The 8,759-nt window shown below is 48.8% G+C and carries 5 protein-coding genes; all 5 read right to left on the bottom strand.

The window, feature by feature from the left end:
- The coding region (dosP, locus tag E0D98_RS18800) for an oxygen-sensing cyclic-di-GMP phosphodiesterase DosP (RefSeq protein ID WP_131890836.1) at nt 1–2,319 on the bottom strand (2,319 nt) is incomplete at its 3' end.
- Between the two features lie 24 nt (nt 2,320–2,343).
- Nucleotides 2,344–3,726 carry a diguanylate cyclase DosC gene (gene dosC, locus E0D98_RS18795; protein ID WP_000426265.1) on the bottom strand — a complete coding sequence of 461 codons (1,383 nt, stop codon included), beginning with the start codon at nt 3,724–3,726 and terminating at the stop codon, nt 2,344–2,346.
- Nucleotides 3,727–4,097: 371 nt separating this feature from the next.
- Nucleotides 4,098–5,417 carry a glycoside hydrolase family 10 protein gene (locus E0D98_RS18790; protein WP_000350390.1) on the bottom strand — a complete coding sequence of 440 codons (1,320 nt, stop codon included), beginning with the start codon at nt 5,415–5,417 and terminating at the stop codon, nt 4,098–4,100.
- 130 nt (nt 5,418–5,547) lie between these two features.
- Nucleotides 5,548–7,083, bottom strand: a complete 1,536-nt coding sequence (gadC, locus tag E0D98_RS18785) for an acid resistance gamma-aminobutyrate antiporter GadC (protein WP_000246019.1) — start codon at nt 7,081–7,083, stop codon at nt 5,548–5,550.
- 155 nt (nt 7,084–7,238) lie between these two features.
- On the bottom strand, nt 7,239–8,639 hold the full coding sequence (locus E0D98_RS18780) for a glutamate decarboxylase (protein ID WP_000358930.1): 1,401 nt from the start codon (nt 8,637–8,639) through the stop codon (nt 7,239–7,241).
- Nucleotides 8,640–8,759: the final 120 nt, after the last annotated feature.

Raw genomic sequence — 8,759 nt, 5'->3', positions numbered from 1 at the left:
AATAACGCGACAGTGGATCTTGCGTAGCATCTCAAATTGCTCTTTGGTTTCGACGCCTTCCGCCACGACGGTTAAATTGAGGCTTTGCCCAATGCTGGTAATGGCTTCAAGTAAGGCAAGGATGCGTTTTTCGGTCAGACAACGATCGACAAAACTTTTGTCAATTTTGATTTCCGTTACCGGAAGACTGACTAAGCGGGATAATCCGGAAAAGCCCGTACCAAAATCATCTACCGATAAGCCCACGCCCATATCACGCAGGATCTGAATGCGCTTAAAGATTTCGGTATCGTGTTCCATCATCATGCTTTCCGTGATTTCTACCGTCAGCTGGTGGCCGTCAATACCCCAGGCGTGCATTGCATCAGACACCTGATTAGGCAGTTGATTACTGCGAAAGTGCAGTGCCGACAAGTTAACGGAAAGCGCCGGGATATGAATATTCTGGCTACGCCATTCTGCTAACTGACGGCAAGCTTCCGCGATGACCCAGCGCCCAATATTTTCGATTTCACCAATCTCTTCTGCGAGAGGAATAAACCGTGAAGGGGGCACATGACCATGCTGGGGATCGTGCCAGCGCGCAAGGGCTTCGATGCCGTACAGTTCACCCGTTTCTGCGAAGATTTGCGGCTGGTAAACAAGTTTCAGTTGGTTATTGCTAATCGCTTCTTTCAGCGCTGCGCCTAAAACCAAACGCTCTTTTACCATTTCGTTCATCGCCGGGCTGAAGAACTGCCAGCCGTTACCGCCATTCTTGCGAATATAATCCATTGCATTGTGAGCAGTGGAGAGCAGGTAATCGCGGTTTTTACCCACGTCGTAGCTGATGCCAATACTCAAGGTAAGCGGGAAGGGTTTATCGTCAATCATTATCGGCTTGCTGACCACATTCCGTAGCTCATCGGCGATTTGGGTAATGTTACTGACGTCGTTTTCCAGGCTCACGAGGACAAACTGCGTACCTTCGATACGACAGAGATACTGATCCGGTTTGAGTTTTTCACGAAAGCGATTGACCACTTCCAGCAATGCCTGATCGGCCCACGCATAGCCAAGGCTATCAATCACATCCTGAATATGGTCAACACCGATGAGATACACCACCGGAGAGACGGCTTTGTCGACCAGGTCATCGAGGTAATTGTGCAGGTTATTGCGATTTGGCAGACCGGTCATCGGATCAAATTGGATGAGTTGTTCAATATGCTGGCGGCTTTTTTCCTGTTCCAGCGCCAGCGCGGCCATATGCTGACTGATATCTGCCACGCGTTCGATAAAGGCGCTGGTTTCTGCTCCTGACGAGGTTTTAATTTGCAGGATCCCCGCAGGCGCGCCATCACGCTGACGAATGGTCGCTGACCAGCTTTGCGCATTTTGAACTTCTGCACCGTGCGAAGATGACGCCCAGTGTATCGGCATCCCGTTGCGCAGTGCGAACAGCGAAACATGCGATTCGTTGAGAACAGATTCGATGTTACGACAAATGATTTCCCCCATTTCATGAAATGGCGGGCTGCTGCACATGGCGGCGAGAATATTGCCTTCAAGCTGGCGGATTTGCCGTTCTTCGGTGATATCCGAGAAGGTCATTACCAGGTTCTGCAGATGCGCGAGCACGTCATAAACCGGGCTGATAGAGGCTTTAATCCAGATTTTTTCACCGGTGCGCGTCAACAGCAGAAATTCATCCTGATCGCGGGCGGTTTTCCATAGCAACTGTTGTAAACGAATGCGGTTATCGGCAGGGAATTCAGGAATGTTCAGGAGTGTATCGGGCTGCATACCGCTGGCTTCGCTAATGCAGTAACCAAACATTTCGGTAAATGCGCGATTGCACTGCACAATATGGCGTTCCGGATCGAGGACAATCACCGGTCGGTCGAGATGGTCAACGGCAATAATCAATTGTCGAGTCTGTTCTTTTTGCGCCATTTCTACGCTGGCATCCCGTACCAGCGCCAGGTAATAAACTTTCCCCTCGGCGCTCACTTTCGATAGCGCAAAACGGGTCCAGATTTTACTGCCGTCTTTTTTCTCCAGCTGCAGCTCCCGACTCATCCCCTCGACACGCGCTTTACCGCCTTCACGGTTATGACGAATGTATTCAGGATGCGCAGGACGCAAATCCCGCGGAATCAGCATATCAATGTTATTGCCAATGACTTCTTCACGTTTGTACCCCCAGAGCTTCTCTGCGGCGGGGTTGAAAAACATCACTTCATCATTTTCGTTAATTAACACCGCACCCATCATATTTTGCTCAAGGGCGGGGAAAAAAATGCCATCGGCGGCATTATCCGCATCGGTTAGCTTCATGATTACCTCTGCATCCTGGCGCATCTAAAGACTGGCTTTCCAGAGTTCAACACGGTTTCTACCTCGTCTTTTGGCGATATACAGAGCTTCATCGGCTATTTGAATGAGGCGCTCATAGTCAGGATGACCATTAAACATGGCGGCACCGATGGAAAGTGAGAGGGCAATATCCTCGCCGTTTGCGGCTTTCAGTTTGGTTTTCTCCACCCGACTGCGAATACGTTCTGCGGTACGTAACGTTTCGTTTTCAGAAGCTTCAGTCAAAACAATGATAAATTCATCGCCCCCGTAGCGGAAAACATAATCACTACTGCGGACGTTGTCATAAAAGGCCTGAGAGACTTTACGCAGAATTTCATCGCCAGTGTTATGGCCCCACGTATCGTTGATCTCTTTGAATTTATCAACGTCAATAATCAGCACTGACAGCGGTGTACCGGTCCGGTTGGCATGGGCAATTTCGCGTTTGAAGATAGTCGGCAGGAAACGGCGGTTAAGTAATTTCGTCAGTACATCCATACCGACTTCGTGGCGCGATACTTCTTCAAACAATTCACGCAGCAAGGTAATAATTTGCGATACGGTATTTCTTATCTGTAATAGAAACTTCACCCGCAAACTTCTGTTATTCAAATTCCTGGTGTTACGCATGGTTTGATTGAAAATACCGTCGAAATCCTGAATCAGACGGGAGATATGGCCTACTTCGGCAATGCCGCTAAAATAATGTCGACCTTTATGGTTAAACCACAGGCCAAAATCAGCCTGGCTTAAAGGCAAACTACTGCCTAAATCAGAATCCAGCAGGATTTTATAGATAATATCTATTTCCCATGAAAGTATTGAGGCTATTTGCCGTTCTTTTTCTTCTTCGGCGTTTTCCAGTAACGAGAAGATACGATAGTTTTCATCTTCCTTTGAGGCACTACTGTCACTAAAGGTAAACGCGCGGGTCATCACTTCCATAGCGATATCAATACTGTTAATCGAGAAATGGTAGACCTGAAGTTTTTCTGCGGCAGAATAATCCGAAGAGAAGATTACCGGATAGAGGATTTTTTTCAGCACCCGAAACCCCATCTCGACAATTTCTACCGGAATTCCTATGCGGGCATGCACTTCCGCGACGGTATGCTGGATTTGTATTAGCCTTTCGACATCGTCAACCTGGGCAGAAAGCACGTTAATAATCCAGCGTTCCATCGCACTTTTCAACTGCCGCTCAACTTGTTCATTACTCAAGAATTCTTCGGCATGCGGGTCGATGCGGACAATTCGATAAAACTCGATACTCAGATAATGAGCATGCGCAAGGGCAATTTCTGCGGCTTTAGCACGAATGAGAGGATCTGCCTGTTCGACAAGTCCGGTCCACTCATCTTTCATTCTTTTAAAATACATCTCCATAATTCACACCCTTATAAGGCTGGGAAATCAGACGGAATCAAAACGCAACGTGCGAGATCGACTAACTGCACCATATTCTCCTGAAATATGAAGATATACTGAAAAGAAATAAGCGACTTAGGACAGTTTTAATCTACGCTACTGTTCTTCAGAAGAGTATAGCCCATCGTAATTATTTTTCGGTGACAGCGAATATCGTATGTTTTTTCATATTCATACATTTTTATTAGGGGATTTATGGCTGTTTAACTAAGTGTGGTTAATTGCGTGGTTAATTTGACTTTAGTAAGCATGATTAGTAGTGGGATAGTTCAAGAGGGTAACAAGCCGGTGGGTAAAGCACCGGCTTGTTACAAAGTAAGAATGGGAGTTTAACTGCCCCAACGACTTTGCAGATAGCTGACCGCTTGTTGAGTCTGCGGTTTATTCAGATAGTCCTCACGGAACAAGATGGTGCCGCTAATTTCTGGTACCGCATCGTTAAGATCGAGCTGCTTTTTCAGTTCCGGTACGCCGCCGTTAATCATCCAGTCTGGCTCTATCTTTGAAGGTTCACCCACTTTATAGAAGGCGATACCGATATACAGGCGGGTCCTGGTCGGTTTAACGACATCCGCCCACCATTTTGCCAACACGTCATAACGCGCGGCACTCCGTGAGAACGGCCAGTAAATTTGGGGAGCAATGTAATCCAGCAATCCTTGTTCCACCCATCGACGGGTGTCAGCGTAGGATTCGTCATAGGCTGCCGCGCCTCGGGTATCGGAACCGAGCGGATCGTGTGATCGGTTACGCCACACGCCTGCCGGGCTAACACCAAATTCGACTCCCGGCTTAATGCTTTTAATGGTGTGCGATACCTTTGCAATTAACTGCTGAGTATTGTTGCGCCGCCAGTCTGCTTTTGACGCAAATGCGCCTCCGTATTTACGGTACGTTTCGTTATCATTTAGCAGTGAACCCGGTGACTCCGTATAGAAATAGTCGTCAAACTGCACGCCATCTACCGGATAGCGGGAAACCACTTCGGCGACTATTGATGTGATCCAGTCCTGAACCTCAGGGATGCCCGGGTCGAGGACAAAGCGATCGCCAGACGTTCTGATCCAGTCGCGGTGTTGCACATAGACGCTCGCCGGTTGTTGAGACAGAGTGCTATTCAGTTCCCTGATAGTACCGGGCTTCGTATTAACCGATACGCGATAGGGGTTAAACCAGGCGTGTACTTTCATCCCACGCTTGTGGGCTTCGTCGAGCATAAATTGCAGCGGATCGTAACCCGGATTTTCACCAATCTTACCGGTCATAAGATCGGACCACGGCAAAATTTTCGATGGCCACAGGGCGGTACCGTCCGGCTTGACCTGGAAAAAGACCGTGTTTATGCCGAGACGTTGCAGATGATCCAGTTTGTCGATCATCGCCTGTTGTTGTACACGGGCCCGGCTGGTGGGGTTACTAATGTTAACCGAGGAAACCGGTGGCCAGTCGAGCCGAGAAACCGTGGCCAGCCAGATGCCACGCATCGGTTGTGACGATTGTTGCGTCGTGGCTGGTGGCTTTGAACCTGCTGGTGGTGTCACCATGGACTCTGGAGGCGTGCTTTTACAACTACACAGTAAAAGTGCCAGTGCAACTAGTATCGCTGGTCTTCTAATCGTTAATTTCTTGTTTCGGGAGCAGATATCCATATGTGCTGGTTTCCGGTAAACAGATGTGCGCTCATTCTCGTACTTATCCCGGTTAAGTCAATACGACAGCAAGCACGAAAAAGGGAGCGATGACTTATCGCTCCCTTGTCTTATAACCATTCAGACATGGTTAGTGTTTCTTGTCATTCATCACAATATAGTGTGGTGAACGTGCACGCGGGTGCAGGAAGAAGTGACCTTTTGGTGCGTTCTGACTGTTGATTGGCTCCAGAGTGACGCCGGTATTCGCTTTGCCTTTACGATCATGAACAGCATAGAGAATAAAGGGCAGGGCAAGTACCACCAGGAAACTAACAACCAGTAATTCAACATACATATCGGTAGAATCACCCTGGATGTTATCCGGCGGCAGGAAGGAAACAATAAACGCCATAATTGAAGTCAGCAGACCGACAATTGCCACGACCAGTTTCACCCCTTTACCACCAGGGATATTAAATGTGCGTTTTAAGTCAGGATGTTTAAGAACCAACACAATGTAGCCAATAAACAGCATGAAATAAGCACACAGATAAATCACCACCGTCAGCGCCAGAGCGATCAGGAAGGACATGTTGTTACCGCCACCGGTATTGGTGAGGATGATCAACGCGATAGAAGTAATCACCAGCTGCGAAATGACCAGCGTTACCGGTACGCCATTTTTGTTCATTTTAGCGAATGCCGCTGGCAGCAGGTTTTTCTGCGCTGTGACATACATCCCGCGAGAAGGACCAACAATCCAGGAGGCGATTTCCGCCAGAACACCCAGCAACAGCAGTGCGGAGATCACGCGAACCGTCCACTCAATTTCCGGTGCCACATGGGACATCAGAACGGTAAAGGTTTGCATTACACCTGCGGAGAGGTTGATTTCATTACCCGGAATGACCATCGCAATAGATAAACCGCCAACAGAGCTTAAGCAGATTGCCGCCACCATCAGCAGTAACATAGCCAGTGGATAGTCGCGCCCGGGGTTGCTCATTTCATTGACGTGAGTTGCGGAAGCTTCTACGCCCATATAACTCAAAATGAAGGCAACAAATACAACCAGTGTGCCCACTTTAGAGAAGTCAGGGAAGAAGGTCTTCGAATCCATTTCGATAGCAACGGGGGCACCGGAGTGCAGATAAATAGCCGCTAATGCGATCAAAATAAATGCAGGTAACAGGATACCGGCGAAGAAGCCAACTTTAGCAATTCGCGCCGTGTATTTCGTGCCACCAAACTGCGTTAATGCCAGCGCCCAAAGAATGATGAGTGCTGCAATAGTTTTGGTAATGGGGTCTTCATTCAGCGCTGGCCATTTCAGGATGTAGGAGAGTGCCCCTAACACGAAATAGAGCATCGGAATAAAACCAATGGCGATTTGCAGATAGCCAAATGAGATCGCTGCAAATCCCCATCTCGGCCCCAGAGTATTTGATACCCAGGCGAAGACACCACCTTCTTCCCAGCCGTCGACGGTGGCCATTTCCGCAGCACAAAGTCCCACGGGAATAAACCATAAAATCCCGCCTAATAGCAGGAAGAAGACTAATGAAAAGCCCGATGTTGCGAAGGTAGGGTATTCATAAACAGCCATTACCATCGATGCCGTTATGGCAAAGAATCCGAGTAATGTGAGCTGCTTAGCTTTACCTGTCTGTACTGATGTAGCCATATTATCCCCCTAAAACGGTATTCCTGTCGGAACCGCACCTGTTTTGTTCTGAAGCGTATTCAGAACAATATTTTCCGTTGCTAATGCCAGTGAACAGACTTTGGAAATTGTCCCGAAACGGGTTCGTTTCGGGACACCGTTACCGTTAAACGTTATCAGGTATGTTTAAAGCTGTTCTGCTGGGCAATACCCTGCAGTTTCGGGTGATCGCTGAGATATTTCAGGGAGGCTTTGTAGTCTTCCAGCAACAGTTCAGCAAAGTCCATTTCGAAGCCGCGACGACACATAATGCGCATCACCACGATGTCGGTGGCTTCACCGCCGAGAGTGAAGGCCGGAACCTGCCAGCCGCGCAGACGCAGACGTTCAGAGAGGTCGTACAGGGTGTATCCCGGATCTTCACCATCTTTCAGTTTGAAGCAAACCGCCGGGATGCCTTCGTCCGGGCGACCCGTACAGATGAACTCATACGGCCCCAGTTTGGCGATTTCATCCGCCAGATAAGCGGCAACCTGGTAAGAGGCGTTCTGTACTTTGGTATAGCCTTCACGACCGAGGCGCAGGAATTCATAGTACTGTGCAATTACCTGACCCGCCGGGCGGGAGAAGTTGATGGCAAAAGTACCAATTTGACCACCCAGGTAGTCAACGTTGAACACCAGTTCCTGCGGCAGCGCTTCTTCGTCACGCCAGATAACCCAGCCGCAGCCCAGCGGAGCCAGACCGAATTTATGGCCTGAAGCACTGATCGATTTCACACGCGGCAGGCGGAAGTCCCAGACGATATCCGGGGCGACGAACGGTGCCAGGAAGCCACCGCTGGCAGCGTCGATGTGCATGTCGATGTCGATACCGGTATCGGCCTGGAATTTATCCAGCGCATCGTGCAGCGGTTGTGGGAACTCATAGTTACCAGTGTAGGTCACGCCGAAAGTCGGCACCACGCCGATGGTGTTTTCGTCACAGGCTTCAATCATGCGTTTCGGGTCCATAAACAACTGACCGGGGCGCATAGGGATCTCACGCAGCTCCACATCCCAGTAGCGGGCGAATTTATGCCAGCAGATTTGTACCGGACCGCACACCAGGTTTGGTTTATCCGTTGGTTTGCCTGCAGCTTCCATACGCTTGCGCCAACGCCATTTCATCGCCATCCCGCCGAGCATACAGGCCTCGGAAGAACCAATGGTGTTGGTGCCAACGGCCTGACCATTTTTCGGCGCAGGCGCATGCCACAGATCGGCAACCATATTTACGCAACGCAGGTCGATGGCTGCGGATTGCGGATATTCTTCTTTGTCGATCCAGTTTTTGTTAATGGATAAATCCATCAATTTGTGGACATTTTCGTCGTCCCAGGTCTGGCAGAAAGTGGCCAGATTCTGACGAGCGTTGCCATCAAGATATAATTCGTCATTGATAATCTGGAATGCGACATCGTCGCGCATTTCGTGCAGCGGAAAACGTTTTGATTCTGCGATAGTGGAAATAGACTTCGCACCAAAACGTGAATCGAGTAGTTCCGACCTTAAATCCGTTACTTGCTTCTTATCCATTTTAAACTCCTTAAAATGATTGGATCGCATTAAAAAAGTAGGATTTATCGATAAAGTAAGCAAGTGCAAAGGACTCGTGTTTAAATAACAAAATCCTAATGTTATTTATCGTGAGATATT

Source organism: Escherichia sp. KCJ4928 (assembly GCF_004352695.1).
Classification (GTDB): domain Bacteria; phylum Pseudomonadota; class Gammaproteobacteria; order Enterobacterales; family Enterobacteriaceae; genus ECMA0423.
Note: the sequence above shows the minus strand (reverse complement) of the source record. Positions and strands in the feature narration are given on the sequence as shown.